The organism is Streptomyces sp. NPDC048331 (assembly GCF_043201215.1).
In the GTDB taxonomy this organism is placed as follows: Bacteria; Actinomycetota; Actinomycetes; order Streptomycetales; family Streptomycetaceae; genus Streptomyces.
In genome coordinates, this window is record NZ_JBICYT010000034.1 from 57,205 (window position 1) to 73,288 (window position 16,084).

General features: G+C 72.6%; 15 protein-coding genes. 3 read left to right on the forward strand and 12 right to left on the reverse strand.

What is annotated here, in order from left to right:
* Positions 1-19: 19 nt before the first annotated feature.
* The 5 genes from ACGFYY_RS33625 to ACGFYY_RS33645 form a co-directional block, all read right to left on the reverse strand.
* Complete coding sequence (locus ACGFYY_RS33625) at positions 20-961, reverse strand: ROK family glucokinase (protein ID WP_030773585.1); 942 nt, start codon at positions 959-961, stop codon at positions 20-22.
* 61 nt (positions 962-1,022) lie between these two features.
* Positions 1,023-1,487: a DUF5304 domain-containing protein gene (locus ACGFYY_RS33630; protein ID WP_393715235.1), complete on the reverse strand. Its 465-nt coding sequence runs from the start codon at positions 1,485-1,487 to the stop codon at positions 1,023-1,025.
* 78 nt (positions 1,488-1,565) lie between these two features.
* Entirely contained in the window at positions 1,566-2,723 is a 1,158-nt protein-coding gene (locus tag ACGFYY_RS33635; protein ID WP_393715237.1) for an ArsA family ATPase, read from the reverse strand.
* Between the two features lie 125 nt (positions 2,724-2,848).
* Positions 2,849-3,289 (reverse strand): SRPBCC family protein, encoded by a 441-nt coding sequence (locus ACGFYY_RS33640; protein WP_365275031.1) that lies wholly within the window; start codon positions 3,287-3,289, stop codon positions 2,849-2,851.
* 174 nt (positions 3,290-3,463) lie between these two features.
* Positions 3,464-4,213 carry a metallophosphoesterase gene (locus ACGFYY_RS33645; RefSeq protein ID WP_393715239.1) on the reverse strand — a complete coding sequence of 250 codons (750 nt, stop codon included), beginning with the start codon at positions 4,211-4,213 and terminating at the stop codon, positions 3,464-3,466.
* Positions 4,214-4,583: 370 nt separating this feature from the next.
* Between ACGFYY_RS33645 and ACGFYY_RS33650 the strand changes: the two genes are divergently transcribed.
* Positions 4,584-6,380 carry an AMP-dependent synthetase/ligase gene (locus tag ACGFYY_RS33650; protein ID WP_393715241.1) on the forward strand — a complete coding sequence of 599 codons (1,797 nt, stop codon included), beginning with the start codon at positions 4,584-4,586 and terminating at the stop codon, positions 6,378-6,380.
* Positions 6,381-6,389: 9 nt separating this feature from the next.
* Here ACGFYY_RS33650 and ACGFYY_RS33655 read toward each other — a convergent pair whose 3' ends face one another.
* The 7 genes from ACGFYY_RS33655 to ACGFYY_RS33685 form a co-directional block, all read right to left on the reverse strand.
* A complete protein-coding gene (locus ACGFYY_RS33655; protein WP_393715243.1) occupies positions 6,390-8,006 on the reverse strand; it encodes a GMC oxidoreductase in 1,617 nt (538 codons plus the stop codon).
* A gap of 156 nt (positions 8,007-8,162) precedes the next feature.
* Positions 8,163-9,305 (reverse strand): glycosyltransferase family 4 protein, encoded by a 1,143-nt coding sequence (locus ACGFYY_RS33660; protein ID WP_365275019.1) that lies wholly within the window; start codon positions 9,303-9,305, stop codon positions 8,163-8,165.
* Between the two features lie 23 nt (positions 9,306-9,328).
* Entirely contained in the window at positions 9,329-10,444 is a 1,116-nt protein-coding gene (locus ACGFYY_RS33665) for a hypothetical protein (RefSeq protein WP_393715246.1), read from the reverse strand.
* Positions 10,445-10,468: 24 nt separating this feature from the next.
* Positions 10,469-11,524 carry an NlpC/P60 family protein gene (locus tag ACGFYY_RS33670; RefSeq protein WP_393715248.1) on the reverse strand — a complete coding sequence of 352 codons (1,056 nt, stop codon included), beginning with the start codon at positions 11,522-11,524 and terminating at the stop codon, positions 10,469-10,471.
* A gap of 240 nt (positions 11,525-11,764) precedes the next feature.
* Positions 11,765-12,793: an NlpC/P60 family protein gene (locus tag ACGFYY_RS33675; protein ID WP_365275010.1), complete on the reverse strand. Its 1,029-nt coding sequence runs from the start codon at positions 12,791-12,793 to the stop codon at positions 11,765-11,767.
* Positions 12,794-13,046: 253 nt separating this feature from the next.
* Complete coding sequence (locus ACGFYY_RS33680; protein WP_393715257.1) at positions 13,047-14,411, reverse strand: NYN domain-containing protein; 1,365 nt, start codon at positions 14,409-14,411, stop codon at positions 13,047-13,049.
* A gap of 40 nt (positions 14,412-14,451) precedes the next feature.
* Positions 14,452-14,691 carry a hypothetical protein gene (locus tag ACGFYY_RS33685; RefSeq protein ID WP_008738811.1) on the reverse strand — a complete coding sequence of 80 codons (240 nt, stop codon included), beginning with the start codon at positions 14,689-14,691 and terminating at the stop codon, positions 14,452-14,454.
* 136 nt (positions 14,692-14,827) lie between these two features.
* On the opposite strand from ACGFYY_RS33685, the gene ACGFYY_RS33690 reads away from it, so the two are divergent.
* Positions 14,828-15,550 (forward strand): rhomboid family intramembrane serine protease, encoded by a 723-nt coding sequence (locus tag ACGFYY_RS33690; RefSeq protein ID WP_037864911.1) that lies wholly within the window; start codon positions 14,828-14,830, stop codon positions 15,548-15,550.
* Entirely contained in the window at positions 15,547-15,828 is a 282-nt protein-coding gene (locus tag ACGFYY_RS33695; RefSeq protein ID WP_030013053.1) for an Lrp/AsnC family transcriptional regulator, read from the forward strand. Before ACGFYY_RS33690 ends, ACGFYY_RS33695 begins: the two co-directional genes overlap by 4 nt.
* The last annotated feature ends 256 nt before the right edge of the window (positions 15,829-16,084 follow it).

Below are 16,084 nucleotides of genomic sequence, written 5' to 3' on the forward strand. Positions count from 1 at the left end.
GGGGAAAGAAGGGGAAAGATCAGCCCTGGCGGGCCAGGTCGGCCGCGCCGACGAGTCCGGCCTTGCCGCCCAGCTGCGCGGCGAGGACCTGGGCGTGCGGGCGCCAGGCGCCGCCGACCAGCCAGCGCTTGAAGGACTTGCGGATCGGGTCGAGGACCAGATCGCCCTCGTCCGAGACGCCGCCGCCGACGATGAAGGCGGACGGGTCGAACAGCGAGGCCAGGTCGGCCAGTCCGGCGCCGGCCCAGCGGGCCAGTTCGCGGAAGGCGTCGATGGCCACCAGGTCACCCTGCCGGGCGGCCTCGCTGATGTGCTTGCCCTCGATGCCCTCGGCGGTGCCGTCGCCGAGCGCGAGCAGGATCGCCGCGTTCTCGGGGGTGGCGTTGGCGCGCTGCTTCGCGTACCGGACGAGCGCGCGCCCGGAGGCGTACTGCTCCCAGCAGCCCTGGCTGCCGCAGCCGCACAGCAGGCCGTCCGGGACGACCCGGATGTGGCCGAACTCGGCGGCGACACCGAAGCGTCCACGCCGCAGCTTGTTGCCGATGATGATGCCGCCGCCCAGGCCGGTGCCGAGCGTGATGCAGATGACGTCGTCGTGGCCCTGGCCGGCGCCGAAGCGGTACTCGCCCCAGGCCGCGCAGTTCGCGTCGTTCTCGACGACGACGGGCAGGCCGATGCGCTGCTCGACCTTGTCCTTCAGCGGCTCGTGCCGCCAGTTGATGTTGGGCGCGAAGAGTACGGTCGCACGCTTGTCGTCCACGTATCCGGCGGCGCCGATGCCGACGGCCTCGATGGTGTGGTTGCTGCTGACCTCGGAAACGGCGGCGCAGATGGCCTCCGTCACTCCGTCCGCGGTCGGCGGGGTGGGCACCTTGTACGTCTCAAGGATCGTGCCCTCTTCGTCGACCACGCCGGCCGCGATCTTGGTGCCGCCGATGTCGACGCCGATGGTGAGTCCCATTAGTCCCTCGGTTTCCGGTCAAGCCCCGCCACGGCCAACGGTACCCGAGGCTTCCGGGGGATCAGTCGAGATCGATCCGCTCGGAGGGGCCGTCGTCGGGGCCTTCGTCGCGCGGGTCGCGGTCGTGGGAGGCCTGCCGGGGAGCCGGGGTTTCGCCCCGCGTCCAGCGGCGCTCGTGGCCCTCGACGGCCGAGCGGTAGGCGGCGAGCAGTTCGGAGCCCGCGGCCGCGAGGTGGTCGAAGACTTCCGGGTTGCGCTCGATGACGGGCTTGGCGGCGGTCTTGGCCTGGTCGACGATCTGGCGCACCGCCCCTTGCGCGGCGACGCCGAACAGCGGGTTGTTCAGCCCGGACACCTTGTCGGCGACGGCTTCGAAGAGCTTGAAGAGCTCTTCGGCGGCGGTGCCGGTGCCGCCGGCCGTGGCCTGTTCCTGTCCGCGCCGGCGTTCCTGCTCGGCGGCGAGGTCCTCGGCACAGGCGCCGGCCCAGGCGTCGTCGTCGGTGGGACGGTCGGTGGCCTCGCTCATGGCGGACTCTCTTCTGCGGCTGCTTCTGGGCGTGCGGGACGTACTACCTTCGACGGTACCCGAACGGGGGTACGCGGTTCATCGCGTACGGGGCCACAGTCCGGGGTCGGGGGTGAAGCGGACGCGGAGCTCCCCCTGGGCGAGGGCGGCGCCGGAGACGGTGCAGCGGCGCAGCGCCCCGGGGAGCGGAACGATCCTGCGGTGGGGGCCGGCGGTGAGCAGCAGCTCGTCGCCGCGGCGGACCAGGTCGAGGTCGCTCTTGTGCGCGCCGGGCAGCGGTACCACCCAGACGAGCACGCCGTCCGTGTCGAGCCGGTCCTCGACGGCCCAGGCCCGGCGGGGCGCGGGCGCCTCGGGGACGAGCGCGTCGACGGCGGCGAGTCGCTCCAGGTCCTGCGGGCCGCGCGGGTCCCGGCCGAGGTGGGCCAGGGGCACCACGGGGAGCTCGGCGGCCCACTCGGCGGCGTACTTCTCCTGCTGGGCGGCGAGCCCGGCGAGCCAGGGATCGGCGGAGTCCTGGGGAGCCATGCGGTTGGCGACGACGGCGGAGACGGGCAGTTGCTGGAGGGCGAGTCCGAGCCGGCCGAGGCGCAGCGCGTCGGCGGCGGCCGGGCCGGGCTCGGCGACGAGCCGCAGTTCGGTGGTGTCGGCCTCGACGACGGCCTGGACGGCGGCCAGCTCCTCGTCCCAGCGGGCGGCGGTCTCGTAGAGCCACTGCGCGGGCATGGGTACGCCGGCCAGCTGGGCCAGTACGGGCCGCAGGGCGCGGGCGGCCTGCCGTTCGGCGGGCAGCAGCCGGGCGAGGTAGCGGCGTAGCTGGGCGGGGAGGGCGAGGGTGGCCACGGTCTGGTGGAGCGGTGGCATGTCGACGACGACGAGGTCGGTGTCGGGCGCGGTGGCGGCCCGTCGCAGGGCGCGGAGCAGGGCGAACTGCTCGGCGCCGGGGAGTTCGGTGATCTCCTCGGCGCCCAGCGGTCGGGCTCCGACCATGCCGAGGAGGGCGGATCCGCGCTGCTGGAGGGCGACGAGTTCTTCGCGGAACTCCTCGCCGGAGTCCACCCGGGCCACCCGCAGCCCGGGGGCGGCCGGGTCGCCGACCAGGGCGGTGAGCGGGTCGCCGATGTCGCCGGAGAGCAGCAGTACCCGCTGTCCGTGGCGGGCCGCCGCGAGGGCGGTGGCCGCCGCCACGGTGGTCCGCCCGGCTCCGCCGGGGCCGGTGATCAGCAAGGTGTGCATGTGCGGGTGCTCCGGGTCGGTGGTGGTCCGTGGGCCGCGCGCCCGCGGGCGGTGTGGGCCCGGAAGGGCGCGCGGCGCGTTCCTCGGCCCGTCCGGTGCGCGGGAAGCGGAAGGCGGAAGCGGGGTCAGACGGTTTCGACGCGCTTCTTCAGGCCCGCGAGCGCCCGGTCGATGATGACCTTCTCGGCCTTGCGCTTGATCATGCCGAGCATGGGGATCTTGACGTCGACGGTCAGCTGGTAGGTGACCTCGGTGCGCTTGCCGCCGTCGACCGGGGTCAGCCGGTAGGAGCCGTCCAGCTGGCGCAGCATCTGGGACTTGTCCAGGGTCCAGCTGACCTCGTCGGTGCCCTTCCAGGTGTAGGCGAGGGTGTGGTCGTCCTTGATCGCGCCGGCGTCGAGCAGCAGACGGACCTTCTGGGCGCGCCCTTCGGCGTCGGTGGCCAGCACCTCGGCCTCCTTCACCTCGCCGGTCCACTCGGGGTAACGGGCGAAGTCGGCGATCACGGCCATCACGTCGGTGGGCGCAGCCTCGATCGTGATGCTTGAGCTGGTGTGTTCCGCCATCGCGGTCGCTCCTCCGGGCTGGGGGTACCTCCCAGCGGCAGCTGGGGTGGTTCGAGGATGTGTGCGGCCTGGGGCCGCCGCGTGAAGGCTACCGCGCGTGCGGACGTCGCCACTCCAGTGCCTCCCGCCTGGCTGCCGCACCCCGCGGGAGGGCGCCGGGCAGCGGGTCGATCTTCACCATTCCAGGACCCAGGGCCGGCCGGTGGACGCGAAGTGGCCCACGTTCACGCACTCGGTGTTCCCGATGCGCATCCGCCGGGCGAGCGGCTGGTGGACGTGTCCGAAGAGGGCGTAGCGGGGGCGGGTGCGGCGGATCGCGGCGAGCAGGGCCTCGCTGCCGCGTTCGAACCGGCGGGCGACCGTGTCGTAGCAGAGCTCGGGCACCTCCGGCGGGATGTGCGAGCAGAGCACGTCCACCTCGCCGAGGGCTTCGACCTTGGCGGCGTACTCCTCCTCGTCCACCTCGTAGGGGGTGCGCATCGGGGAGGGCAGTCCGCCGCCGACGAAGCCGAAGACGCGGCCGCCGATCTCGACGCGCTGGCCGTCGAGCACGGTGATGCCGTCGCGGTCGGCGTACTCGGGCCACAGGCCGGGGACGTCGACGTTGCCGTAGGTGGCGTACGTGGGGGTGGGGAAGGCGGCGAACATCTGTGCGTACTGGCGTCGGACGGCGCCCTCGATGAGGGTGTCGCGGTCCAGGCCGGCCCAGAGCCGCCGGCCGAAGGCGTGGGCCTCCTCGAAGCGGCGCGCGGTGCGCAGCTCGACGATGCGGTCGGCGTTCTCGACTCCGAACAGGTCGGGGAAGATCCCGCGCGAGTGGTCGGCGTAGTCGAGGAAGAGCACGAGGTCACCGAGGCAGATGAGGGCGTCGGCCCCGTCGCCCGCGCGGGCGAGGTCCTCGGTGTTGCCGTGCACGTCGCTCACGACGTGGATCCGGGTGCGGCCCGGCCCGGAGCCCGGCCCGGAGCCCGCCGCTCGTCCCGGCCCCGGGCCTGGTCCGCGGCTTGATCCGCTCGTGCCGTCCTGCTGTCCCCGCATGCTGCCAGCCATGCGGCCAACCCTAGGGCTGCCTGGTGGTGGCGGGTAGAGGGGGCGGGAAGGGTGGCCCTACCTGCGGTTACTTCCGAGTCACGGAGGGGGTCGACTACTGTCTGCACGTAAGTGGTGAGGCAGGGTAAGTGCAGAATGTGACGCACGGAACATCTGGCCGGTTCCCCCTATCGGGAACCCACTACCGGTGGGTAACGTCCGGTCGGTCCACATGGTGGCGATGGCGCCCAGAGGAGCAGCAGTCTTGCGCGAGTTCAGCCTTCCGGCCCTGTACGAGGTCCCGTCGGACGGGAACCTGACGGATCTCATCCGCCGCAACGCCGCTCAGCATCCAGACACCGCCGTCATGAGCCGCAAGGTCGACGGCCGGTGGCAGGACGTGACCGCGACGGAATTCCTCGCCGAGGTCCGCGCCGCGGCCAAGGGCCTCATGGCGGCCGGCATCCGGCCCGGCGACCGGGTCGCCCTCATCTCCCGCACCCGCTACGAGTGGGTGCTGTTCGACTTCGCGATCTGGAGCGCGGGCGGCGTCACCGTCCCCGTGTACGAGACCAGCTCCGCCGAGCAGGTCCAGTGGATCCTCGGCGACTCCGGCGCCGTCGCCGTCATCGTGGAGAGCCCGGCGCACAGCGCGGCCGTGGCCTCCCTGCGCGACCGACTGCCGGAGCTGCGCGAGGTCTGGGAGATCGAGCAGGGCGCCCTGGAGACGCTGAAGACCGCCGGCGCGGAGATCTCCGACGCCGAGGTCGAGGAGCGCAGCAGCCTGGCCAACGCCGACGACCCGGCCACCATCGTCTACACCTCGGGCACCACCGGCCGCCCCAAGGGCTGCGTGCTGAGCCACCGCAACTTCTTCGCGGAGTGCGGCAACGCGGTGGAGCGCCTGAGCCCGCTGTTCAAGACCGGCGAGTGCTCGGTGCTGCTGTTCCTGCCGGCCGCGCACGTCTTCGGACGCCTCGTGGAGGTGGCGGCCGTACTGGCGCCGATCCGCCTGGGCTGCGTACCGGACATCAAGAACCTCACCGACGAGCTGCAGTCCTTCCGCCCGACGCTGATCCTCGGCGTCCCCCGGGTCTTCGAGAAGGTCTACAACTCGGCGCGCGCCAAGGCACAGGCCGAGGGCAAGGGGAAGATCTTCGACGCGGCGGCCGACACGGCCATCGCCTACAGCCGCGCGCTGGACACCCCGCGCGGGCCTTCGTTCGGGCTCAAGCTCAAGCACAAGGTCTTCTCGAAGCTGGTCTACAGCAAGCTGCACGCGGTGCTCGGCGGCCGCGGCGAGTACGCGATCTCCGGCGGCGCTCCGCTGGGCGAGCGGCTCGGCCACTTCTTCCGCGGCATCGGCTTCACGGTCCTGGAGGGCTACGGCCTGACGGAGTCCTGTGCGGCGACCACCTTCAACCCGTGGGACAAGCAGAAGATCGGTACGGTCGGCCAGCCCATGCCGGGCTCCGTGGTACGCATCGCGGACGACGGCGAGGTGCTGCTGCACGGCGAGCAGATCTTCACGGGCTACTGGAAGAACGAGACGGCGACCGCCGAGGCACTGACCGACGGCTGGTTCCACACCGGCGACGTCGGCACCCTCGACGAGGACGGCTACCTCACGATCACCGGCCGCAAGAAGGAGCTCATCGTCACGGCGGGCGGCAAGAACGTGGCCCCCGCGGTGATCGAGGACCGGATCCGGGCGCACGCCCTGGTCGCGGAGTGCATGGTGGTCGGCGACGCGCGGCCCTTCGTGGCGGCGCTGGTCACCATCGACGAGGAGTTCCTCGGCCGGTGGGCCGCGGAGAACGGCAAGCCGGCCGGGGTGACGGCGGCGGAGCTGCGCGAGGACGCGGACCTCGTCGCCGCCGTCCAGAAGGCCGTGGATGACGGCAACGCGGCGGTGTCCAAGGCGGAATCGGTGCGGAAATTCCGCATTCTGCCCTCCCAGTTCACGGAGGAGTCGGGTCACATCACGCCGTCGCTGAAGCTGAAGCGCAATGTGGTGGCGAAGGACTTCGCGGACGAGATCGAGGCGCTGTACCGCGGCTAGTCCGCGGCGCTAGCGGGGGTCCTCGGCGAGGATCCGGGCCATGTTCCGCTCCGCGAGGGCGGTGATGGTCACGAACGGGTTCACGCCGAGCGATCCGGGGATCAGGGAGCTGTCGACCACGTACAGCCCCTGGTAGCCCTTGGCCCGCCCGTACACGTCGGTGGCGTCCCCGAGGACGCAGCCGCCGAGCGGGTGGTAGGTGAAATTGTCGGCGAACGCCTTGTTGTCGCCGAAGAGGTCGTACCGGTAGATCGTGAAGTTCCGCCGGTTGATGCGGTCGAAGAGGTTCTTCGCCGCGTTGACCGAGGGCGTGTTCTGGTCCCGCCGCCAGTTGAGCCGGGCCGAGTCGGCGGCGGCGTCGTACGTGAAGTGCCCGCGCTCCCGATTCTTGGTGATGGCCAGGTACATCGAGATCCAGTGCTCGATGCCCATGGGGAGCGGGGCGATCTCGGCGAAGACCGGGTTCGAGGCGTTGTCCCAGTCGTCGATGCCCATCGCGGGCATGGTGGCCTGGTTGCAGCCGACCGTGTCCCACAGGTGGTTGGCGCGGGCGGTCATGACGTTGCCGTTGGGCCCCCAGCCGAGCCCGACCTTGTCGCTGAGCGCGGGCAGCGTCCCGGTCTCGCGGGCCCGCAGCAGGATCTCGGTGGTTCCCAGGCTCCCGGCCCCGAGGAAGAGCTGTTTGCAGCCGAGTTCACGGACCTGGGTGACCCGTCCGGTGACATCGCTGGTCCGGACCGTCAGGACGTATCCCCCGGCCGGGTCGGGCCGTACGCCGACCACGCGCTGCATGGTCTCGATGGTGACGTTGCCGGTGCCGATGGCCGCGGCGAGGTAGGTCTTGTCGACGCTCTTCTTGCCGTGGTTGTTGCCGTAGATGACCTCGCCGGCCAGAGCCGAGCGGGTCGCGGTACCGGCCGCCTCGCGCTGCATGTACGCGAAGTCGTAGACGTTGGGGACGAAGACGGTCTTCAGGCCGGTGTTCTGGGCGTGCTTGCGGGAGATCCGGGCGAAGCGGTACCACTCGGTGGATTCGAACCAGGCCGGGTCGATGTCGTTCACCCCGAGCATGGCGCGGGCGCGGGGGTAGTAGGTGCCGTACATCTCGTCGGCGTCGACCTGCGGCAGCACCTCGGTGAAGTACGAGCGCCGGGGCGTGGGGGCCATCCCGCCGTTGACGAGCGATCCGCCGCCGACCCCCCGGCCGACGTACACGGACATGTCGCCGTAGTTCACGCGGTCGAGGACTCCGGGATAGGGGCTGATGTCGCGGTTGACCACGTCCAGCCAGAGGAACTGGGCGAGCGGGGCCTCGGTACGGTTGCGGAACCACATGGAGCGTTGGTCGGGGGCGGACGTGGACGGGAAGATCTTGCCGTCGGCCCCGGGGGTGTCCCAGAGCCGGCCCATCTCCAGCACGACGGTCCGTACGCCCGCCTGCCCGAGCCGTAGGGCGGCGACGGCGGATCCGTAGCCGGAGCCGACGACGATGGCGGGGGCGTACGGGGCGGCGGCGGGCTCCACGCCCGCGGCGGAGGCCGCCCCGATCCGGGTGAAACCGAGTGCGGCGGCGGTCGAGAGGGCGCCGAGTCCCAAGAGTTGACGGCGCGTCAGGTTGGATGTCATGGCCGCATCATGGGCGGAATCCAGCCTTCCGGCCAGACGCCGTCTTGACAGGCATCCGAGAGACAGTCAGACGTGGCTGCGCAGCCGCGCACCGGCGGCTCCGCTGTCGGGGGTCCGGGGGCAGGGCCGCCGGTGGCGGCGCCGCGCCCGCAACGGCTACAGCAGCTCGCGCAGCCGTTCCGCCAGGAGGTCCCAGCGCCACTTCTCCTCGACCCACGCCCGGCCGGCGGCGCCCATCCGCGCCCGCAGCTCGGGATCCTTCAGCAGGGTGACGATCCGGTCCGCCGCGTCCTCGGGAGACCCGCCCCGTACGACCCAGCCCGTCTCGCCGTCCAGCACCGCGTCCGGCGCCCCGCCCGAGTCGCCCGCGATCACCGGCAGGCCCGTGGCCGAGGCCTCCAGGTAGACGATGCCGAGCCCCTCCACGTCCAGCCCGCCGCGCCGGGTCCGGCACGGCATGGCGAAGACGTCACCCGCGCCGTAGTGGGCCGCGAGTTCCGACCACGGCACGGCTCCGGTGAACATCACGGAGTCCGCGACCCCGGTGGAGACGGCCAGCTCCCGCAGGTCCGCCTCGTACGGTCCGCCGCCCACGATCAGCAGCACCGCGTCCGGCACCGCCGCCAGGATCCGCGGCATCGACTCGATCAGGGTGTCCTGCCCCTTGCGCGGCACCAGCCGGGAGACGCAGACGACCACCGGGCGGTCCGTCAGCCCGAGCCGGGCCCGGACCTCGGCCCCGCCCGATCCCGGGTGGAAGGTCTTCTCGTCCACCCCCGGCGGAAGTTGCACCATCCGCGCCGCCGCCCGGTCCGTCACCGCAGAGGCGATCCGCGAGCGCGTGTACTCCCCCAGGTAGGTCAGCGTGTCGGTGCCCTCGCCGATCCGGCGCAGCAGCTGCCGCGCCGCCGGCAGCTGGGCCCAGCCCGCCTCGTGCCCGTGGGTGGTCGCCACGATCCGCCGCGCACCCGCCCGCCGCAGCGCGGGGCCCATCAGCCCCAGCGGGGCCGCCGCCCCGAACCACACGGACTCGCAGCCGTGTTCGCGGAGCAGGCCGACCGCCCGCCGCGTCACGCGCGGGGTCGGCAGCAGCATCGTCGTACGGTCACGGATCACCTGGAACGGCTGCTCCGCGTCGAAGGCCGCGGTGGCCTCGCGGCCCTCCGCGCTGTGCTTCCAGGTGGAGGCGTAGACGACGATCCGGTCGGGATCCAGCCTCAGCGCCATGTTGTGCAGGAAGGCCTGGATGCCGCCGGGGCGCGGCGGGAAGTCGTTGGTCACGATCAGCGTCTTGTGCATCGCTGCCAACGTACCGGACGCCCTCAGCGGAACTCCGCCCGCAGGGCCTCCTGCCAGTCCTTCGTCAACGCGTCCGGGTCCACCCCGAGGGCCCCGCGCACCGCCACCGGCCACGGCTCGCGCCCGGCCCTCCCGTACAGGTCCACGAGCGCCGCCTCGCCCCATCTTTCCGCGATCAGCCGGCAGGCCAGCCAGGCGCCCTCGTACGCCCGGGCCAGCGCCTCCGGGTCGCCGCCGAAGGCGAAGTCCTCCGACCGGGGCAGCGCGCCCGGCACCTCGCCCCGCCGTACGGCCCGGGCCAGCGCCGGGGCGGCCTGCTCCGGGGCGGCCCCGGTGTCGCGGTAGGCCGCCCAGTCCGCGAAGCCCTCGGAGAGCCACGACGGGGTGGTGGCGGTGGTCGCCGCCCGGGTGGCCACATGAGTGACCTCGTGGGCCAGGATGACCCCGCGACCGGCCCGGCTGAGCTCCGCCCACCCCTGCGGGTTCACGACGACCCGGTCGGCGGGGGCCGGGGCCGCGCCCACCCGGCCCGTGGTGACGGCCCCCATGCCCCGGTACTCGGCGGCCGGGCGGCCCAGCAGCTCCGCCATCCGGTCCAGGGATCCGGGGACCAGCACCACGGCCCGGCCCGCCCAGGACCCCGGCCAGGCGGCACTCGCCGCGGGCACCGCCCGGTCGGCCTCCGCCGCGACCGCGGACAGCGTTCCCGCCTCCTGCCCGACGCCCAGCACCAGCGAGCGTTCCCCGCGGACCACCGCCACCGGGCCCTGGTCCCACAGCTGCGGCAGGGCGCCCGGCGCGGCCCGGTCGCCGGTGACGTGCCACCGGCCGTTCTCCCGGGCGACGCGCACCTCGCGGGCCGACACGGTCGCGGCCGCGTCGTAGCCGCCGAGCCGGTAGCGCAGGTCCGCCCGGACGGTGGCCTGCCCTCCGTCCCGCCGGACCGCGGAGACCTCGTACGCCCAGCCCTCGAGCGGGATCCCGGCGAGCCGCTCGGGGGGTGTCCGGGCCCAGTCGGCGACGGCCTCCCTGATGTCCCGCTCGGCGGCGTCCCGCGGGGCGGGCGCGCCGCACCCGGCGAGCAGCGCGCTCAGCAGGAGCGGCAGCACGCGTACGAGGGACCGGCGGACGGGGGGCATCCGACGATCGTACGCACGGGTGCGTCAGGGGCGGGTCACGGAGGAGACGGGCATCATCCCGACGGGGTCGTAGCGGACCCGGGCCCCGGGGTAGGGGGCGTGCACCACCTGGCCGTTGCCGACGTACATGCCGACGTGGCTGGCGTCCGAGCGGTACGTCACCAGGTCGCCGGGGCGGGCCTGCGACAGCGGCACCTGCCGGCCGGCGTGCCGCTGGGCCTGGGAGGTGCGCGGCAGGGAGACCCCGGCCTGCCGGTACGACCAGACCATCAGCCCGGAGCAGTCGAAGCCGGAGGGGCCGGTGGAGCCCCATACGTACGGCCGGCCGACTGCGGCCCGGGCCGCCATCACGGCGGTCTCGGCGCGTCCCGAGGAGGGGCCGAGGGAGGAGAAGTCGGGCAGCCCCTCGGGGCGGCCCCCGGAGCGCGAGGAGCGTTCGTAGTCGGCCCGCTCCCCGGAGGGCATGGCGTTGAGCAGCCGGCGGGCGGCCGCGAGCTTCGCGGTGACGGAGCGCTTGTGCCGGGCCACGTCGGAGCGCAGGGCGTCGAGTTCGGCGAGTTTGCGGGAGGCCTCCTGGCGCTCCTGGCCGAGTTCGCGCTGTTCCTCGCGGAGTTCGTCGAGCTGCCGGGCCTGGCGGCCGGTCAGCCGGTCGAGGGCGGCGGCCCGTTCCAGGTACGCGTCGGGGTCCTCGGCCAGCATCAGACCGACGGCGGGGTCGATGCCGCCGCCGCGGTACTGGGCCCCGGCGTAGGTGCCGAGGACGCCTCGCATGGTGTTGATGCGCTCCTGGCCGCGGGCCACCGCGTCCTGGGCCCGATTGACCTCGACGCGGAGCCGGTCGGCCTTCTCGCCCGCCTCGTTGAAGCGTTCGGTGGCCTGCTCCGCCTCCTCGAAGAGGCGGTCGACCTGGGCACTGATGCCGGTTCTCGCCCCGCCGCCGGGTTCGTGCGGGAGGCCGGGGGCCGCGCTCGCGGGTACGCCCGTCATGGCGACCGCGGCCGTGGCCGCGGCGGCGGTGAGGACGGTGACCGTCGTGTTCCGGTCGAGGCTGCCGAGCCCGGCCCGGCGATGGGACGCCACGTGAAACCGCTCCCTTCCGCTGCGCGGGGCCCGGGTCCGCCCCCCGTGGACGGCCGTGTGCCGGGTTCCGCGCTGGCAGACAGTAGCGGCGTGACCACACACCGGCCAACGACCGTCGGCGGGCGGACATGCCGACGCCCCGCAGGAGACGCAGGTCACCGGCGGGGCGTGTGGTCAGACTCGGGCCCGGGAATTCGCCCGGATGGGCGGTGTCGGGCGCGTCCCGTACCCGGGGGCGGATCAGCCGACCCGGACGCCGAACTGGAACGGCATGTTGTCCATGGACTCGTACTTGATGCCGCTGCGCGGGTTCGAGGCGTGCAGCGTCATGTTGTTGCCGGCGTAGAGGCCGACGTGGTGCAGGTCGCCGTAGAAGAAGACGAGGTCACCGGGCTGGAGCTGGCTGCGGCCGATGCGGGTGCCGTCGTTCACCTGGGTGAAGGTGGTGCGGCTGATGCTGACGTTGGCCTGCTTGTAGGCCCACTGGGTCAGCCCGGAGCAGTCGTAGACGTTGGGGCCGGTGCCGCCGGACTGGTAGGTGAAGCCCAGCTTCGTCTTGGCGGCTTCCAGGGCGATCGCGGCGCGGCCGGAGCCCTTGACGTTGCCGAGGTCCACGCGCTGGCTGTCGGCGCGGCTGGCGCGCGTGTCCTCCTCCTTGATGGCAGCGCGCTCCTGCGCGGTCAAGGTGTTGAGGAGGGCCTGGGCCGCGGCGAGCTTCTCGGTGGAGACCTTCTTCTTCTCGCCGAGCTCCTTGCGGGTGGCGTCGAGGTCGGCGAGCTTGCCGGCGGCCTCCTGGCGCTGCTGCGCGAGGGTGCGCTGCTTGTCCTGGATCCGCTGAACTCCCTCGACCTGCTTGGCGCTCAGGTGCTCCAGGGAGGAGGCCTTGTCGAGGTAGCTGTCGGGGTCCTCGGAGAGGAGGAGGGCGAGGGAGGGGTCGATGCCGCCGCTGCGGTACTGGGCGCTGGCCATCGAACCGAGCGTGCTGCGCAGGTCGTTGAGCTCGCCCTGGCCGCGGGCGACCTGGTCCTGGAGCTGGCCGATCTCCTTCTCCAGCTTGTCCTGGCGCTCCTTGGCCCCGTTGAACTTCTCGGTGGCCTGCTCCGCCTCTTCGTAGAGCGCGTCGACCTGGCTCTTGACCTCGTCCTTGCTCGGCTTCGCGGGCGCGGCGGAGGCGCTCTGCGCGGTGAGGGCGACGGCCGCGGCCGCGACCGAGGTGAGCACGGTCACACGAGCGCGGTTCGGCTGCTTGGGTCGACGGTGGGACGCCACGAAGGCGATCTCCTTCTTCCTGGGAGCCGCCGAAGAACGCAACTCGGCAGCACCTTCGCCGCCACCCCGAATGAGTGATCTACCGCACGAAGGTTTGACCAGACCCTAGTGACCCATCTGTGATCAGTTCAAATCCTGTCGGGAAAAAATTCGGTCCCCCACCAGGTTCTTTACCTACAGCGCACGCTCCGTGCAGGGCACTTGACGGTGCGTCCCCCGCGAGTCCCATCAATTCGGGCATCAAGGCGAGGAGTTACGAAACGCGCGAAAGCCGCTTCAGCAACAAAGCGGACGTCACGGGCCGCGCGCCGGCCTTGGCCACCCCGTCGGCGACCTCCCGGTCCGTGGAGACCACGACCACCGGCCGGCCGGGCGGCTCCGCGCGCACCAACTGGCGGATCAGCTCGTCCGCCGTCACCCCGGCCTTGGAGAACAGCACCCGCACCCCGCGCGGCGGCGCGAGCAGCACCGGGGCCGCCAGTTCCGCCCCGTCGAAGACACAGGTCATCTCCGCGCCCGTCTGGGCGGCCAGCATCGACAGCCCGCCCAGCAGCCGCAGCCGCTGCTTCTCCAACGGCATCGTCGGATAGCCGGTCTTGGTCACGTTGTACCCGTCGACCACCAGATGGGCCTGAGGCAGCGCCAACAACTGGTCCAGCAGAGCCGGATCGGTCTCCGACAGGGCACGGGCCGCGATGTCCTTCGGCGTCATCCGACCCGGCTCCACCGCGTCCACGGTGTCGGCCGGGCGCGTGTTCACGGGCGGCAGCGCCAGCTCGCGGCGCAGCCCCTGCGCCGCGTCCAGCACGGTGTCCAGCAGCAGCCGCAGCCGCATGTCCTCGATGCTGCGCCCCTCACGGGTGGCCCGGCGCGAGGTCTCCAGCGCCGTCTCCACCTCCGCGAGACGGGACTTGAGCCGCCGGGACTCGCTCTCGGCGGCCGCCACCCGGGCGGCCGCGTCACCGCGGATCCCGTCGATCTCCGCATTCACCTTGCGCAGGGCCGCGTCACCCCGCTTGACGTCGCTGAGGGCGCTGCGCAGCTTGCGCTGAAGCGATTCCGCTTCCTTGCGGGCCGCGTCCAGCTCGACCCGGACCTGCTCGCCGCCGGTGCGCTGCAGTTCCCGTACGTGGGCCAGCTCCTCGCGCAGCCGCTCCAGCTCGCGGCGGGTCTCCTCGCCGACCCGCTCGGCGTCGGCGCGCTGCGCCTCCTCGCCCGCGGCGGCGACCAGCTTGACCCAACCGGCCGGCCGCAGCACGAACGCGGCGGCCGCCACGTCCAGCGGATCCGCGGCGGCCGGGGGCGCGCCGGCCTCCAGCGCGGCGGCCAGATCGGCCTGCGCCTCGCGGAGCTTCTCGGCGACCCGGCTGCGGAACACGGCGTCGGTCTCGACCGCCGCGGCCATGGCGTTGCCCGCGAACTTGGCGCGCCGGGTCGGGGTGAAACGGGCGTACTGGCGCAGCTGCGCCGGGAGGTCCGCGACCGTCAGTCCGCCGAAGGCGTCCGAGACGAGCGCGACGACCCGGCGCCGCACGCCTTCCGGCAGCGGGTGGTCGAGCGCCTCGGCGGCGTCGCCGGCCGCGTCGGCCGGCTCAGCGCCGCTTGCTGGCTCCACAATCCGTCACCCCTACCGTGATCTTCCTGTGGGTGCGTCTCCGTCAGGAGTCCGCGCCCGGCCTGTCCACGAGTTCGATCTGGTCCACCGCGTTGCACCAGCGGCAGCGGACCGACTCGATGGTCTCATTGACCACCTCGCGTTCCTCGACCTTGGGCTCCCCGGCGAGGTCCAGGTGGACGTACTCCACGACCTTCGACGAACGCGTCACGTCGAAGCGCGTGAGGTTGCCGCACAGGGTGCAGCGCCACCGGGTGGTGTCGGTCGGCAGGGGAACCGTCATCAGGCCGCTCTCTCCTTCGTAGCTGATTCAATTAAAGCCGCCCGCGCCGCCGTATGCGTCGTCCTGCGGACCGCAGCTCGTAACCCTACGGCCTGCCACCGCTTCAGGTGGGTCCCCTTACGTCATGCTCTGTCACATGATCGTAAAGTGGCGGGCCGTTCGCGAGGCCGCCCGCGGACCGGTGGTCACCCACGCGCTGATCGCGGGCTGCGCCGTGGTGTTCGTACTCGGCCCGGCCTCGGGGCTCAACCCGGCCTACGGGACGGGGGATGAGCTGCTGTCCGCCGGGACGGCCTACTTCCGGCGCTGGGGTGTGGTTCCGGACGAACTGTTCACGGGCACCCCGCGGGCCTGGCTGACTCCGCTGACGGCCTTGTTCGTCCACGGCAGCTGGCTGCACCTGCTCGGGAACATGCTGTTCCTCCACGTCTTCGGTGCGATGGCGGAGGAGCGGATGGGCCGCCCGGCGTTCCTCGGCTTCTACCTCTGTACGGGCTACCTGGCGATGGCGGCGTACGCGGCGGCCAACGCGGGCTCCCCACAAACCCTGGTCGGAGCCTCCGGAGCCATCTCGGCGGTGCTCGGCGCGTTCCTCTTCCTGCTCCCGCGGGCGAGGGTGACGAGCCTGTTCCCGTTCCTCTTCTTCCTGCCGCTGCGGTTCCCGGCGTGGATCGTGCTGCTGTTCTGGTTCGCCCTCCAATGGGTGGCGGCGCAGCGGGCCGGCAGCGGGCCGGGGGTCGCCTATCTGGCCCATCTGGTGGGCTTCTCGCTCGGCTTCCTCTACGCGTGGGCCCGATATCGGGGTACGACTAGAGTGAGGCGACCAGCGACGGCCACCGAGGGAGACAGCCAGCCGTGATCACCGCGATCGTGCTCATCAAGACCAGCGTGGACCGGATCCCCGAGATCGCCGAGTCCATCGCCGCCCTCGAGAACGTCAGCGAGGTCTACTCCGTCACGGGGACGTACGACCTGATCGCGCTGGTCCGCGTGGCCCGCCACGAGAACCTGGCGGACATCATCCCCGGCCGCATCAGCAAGATCCCGGGCGTCGAGGCGACGGACACGCACGTGGCCTTCCGCACGTACTCCCAGCACGACCTGGAAGCGGCGTTCGCGATCGGCCTGGACGCGTAGCGCCGGCTTCGGCCGCCGTCTGCCGGGCCCCTGCGGGGTGCTCGACGGTACGGTGCGGGCCGTCTGCCGGGCTCTGCCCGGACCCGCGCCTCAAACGCCGGCGGGGCCGGTTCCCCCGCGGGGTGCTCGGCGGTGCGGGCCGTCTGCCGGGCTCTGCCCGGACCCGCGCCTCAAACGCCGGCGGGGCTTGATGGGCGGGCCCGTGCCTCGGTGGGTGTCGGGGTGGGGGGCCGGGGTGGGGTGTCTCCTCGGCTCG

Coding starts and splice junctions, on each gene's coding strand:
- ACGFYY_RS33625 (WP_030773585.1), bottom strand. CDS start 961: ATGGGACTCACCATCGGCGTCGACATCGGCGGCACCAAGATCGCGGCC.
- ACGFYY_RS33630 (WP_393715235.1), bottom strand. CDS start 1,487: ATGAGCGAGGCCACCGACCGTCCCACCGACGACGACGCCTGGGCCGGC.
- ACGFYY_RS33635 (WP_393715237.1), bottom strand. CDS start 2,723: ATGCACACCTTGCTGATCACCGGCCCCGGCGGAGCCGGGCGGACCACC.
- ACGFYY_RS33640 (WP_365275031.1), bottom strand. CDS start 3,289: ATGGCGGAACACACCAGCTCAAGCATCACGATCGAGGCTGCGCCCACC.
- ACGFYY_RS33655 (WP_393715243.1), bottom strand. CDS start 8,006: ATGACATCCAACCTGACGCGCCGTCAACTCTTGGGACTCGGCGCCCTC.
- ACGFYY_RS33660 (WP_365275019.1), bottom strand. CDS start 9,305: ATGCACAAGACGCTGATCGTGACCAACGACTTCCCGCCGCGCCCCGGC.
- ACGFYY_RS33665 (WP_393715246.1), bottom strand. CDS start 10,444: ATGCCCCCCGTCCGCCGGTCCCTCGTACGCGTGCTGCCGCTCCTGCTG.
- ACGFYY_RS33685 (WP_008738811.1), bottom strand. CDS start 14,691: ATGACGGTTCCCCTGCCGACCGACACCACCCGGTGGCGCTGCACCCTG.
- ACGFYY_RS33690 (WP_037864911.1), top strand. CDS start 14,828: ATGATCGTAAAGTGGCGGGCCGTTCGCGAGGCCGCCCGCGGACCGGTG.